General features: G+C 64.2%; 2 protein-coding genes. Both read left to right on the forward strand.

Going from position 1 to position 933, the window contains the following annotated elements; genetic code table 11:
- Positions 1–106 precede the first annotated feature (106 nt).
- A complete protein-coding gene (locus tag EN750_RS36470; RefSeq protein WP_127399427.1) occupies positions 107–421 on the forward strand; it encodes a sarcosine oxidase subunit delta in 315 nt (104 codons plus the stop codon).
- Positions 418–933 (forward strand): 2Fe-2S iron-sulfur cluster-binding protein (locus tag EN750_RS36475; protein WP_189526756.1); only part of this gene is annotated, 516 nt, incomplete at its 3' end. The genes EN750_RS36470 and EN750_RS36475, both read left to right, overlap by 4 nt.

A 933-nucleotide genomic window follows, 5' to 3' on the forward strand; every position in this document is an offset into this window, starting at 1 on the left:
ATCTCAACGCCCCCTTCACCCTCGACCGCTTCCACCGCGGCCTGGTGATCGACGACAAGGGCCAGGGTGCAAACCCCCGGCTGCATTAGGCATTAGGTAGAGTTCAATGTTGATCACTTGCCCCTATTGCGGTCCGCGCGACGTCATCGAGTTCACCTATCAGGGTGACGGCAACCGCGAGCGTCCCGATCCTGCCTCTCAGAATCTCGAGGCGTGGAATGCCTATGTCTATGACAGGCTGAACCCGACCGGGGATCACAACGAGATTTGGCAGCATTCCGGCGGCTGCCGCGCGCATCTGCGCGTCGTGCGCAACACGCTGACGCATGAGATTTCCAGCGTTGCCTTCGTGCGCGGTGATCATCAAGGGCGCGGCGATCATGGCTCCGCCGCGCGCCGCAAGGCGGAGGACAAGGCATGAGCCCGCGCCGCGCCGATACCGGCGGCCGCATCGACCGGCTGAAAACCATCCGCTTCACCTTCGACGGCACGGCCTACACCGGCCATGCCGGCGACACGCTGGCGTCGGCCCTGCTGGCCAAGGGCGTCACGCTTTACGGACGTTCGTTCAAATACCACCGCCCGCGCGGCCTGCTCACAGCCGGCGTCGAGGAACCCAACGCGCTGGTGACGGTGCTGAAGGGCGAGGTTCGTGAACCCAACATTCCGGCGACCATGGTCGAGATCCATGACGGCCTGGTTGCCATCAGCCAGAACCGCTTTCCCTCGCTTGCCTGGGACATCAACGCCGTCAACCAGCTCGGCGGCAACATCCTGTCGGCCGGCTTCTACTACAAGACCTTCATGGGACCGGTGTTTGGGCCGCTCAAAGGCACACGCTTCTGGATGTTCTGCGAACACTTCATCCGCCGCGCCGCCGGTCTCGGCAGCGCCGGAACGGCGAAGGACCCGGCCCGCTACGAGCGCATGAAC

The organism is Mesorhizobium sp. M7A.F.Ca.ET.027.03.2.1 (assembly GCF_003999175.1).
Classification (GTDB): Bacteria; Pseudomonadota; Alphaproteobacteria; order Rhizobiales; family Rhizobiaceae; genus Mesorhizobium.

Excerpts from the sequence above, each read along its gene's own strand:
- EN750_RS36470 (WP_127399427.1), top strand. The coding sequence starts at position 107 with ATGTTGATCACTTGCCCCTATTGCGGTCCGCGCGACGTCATCGAGTTC.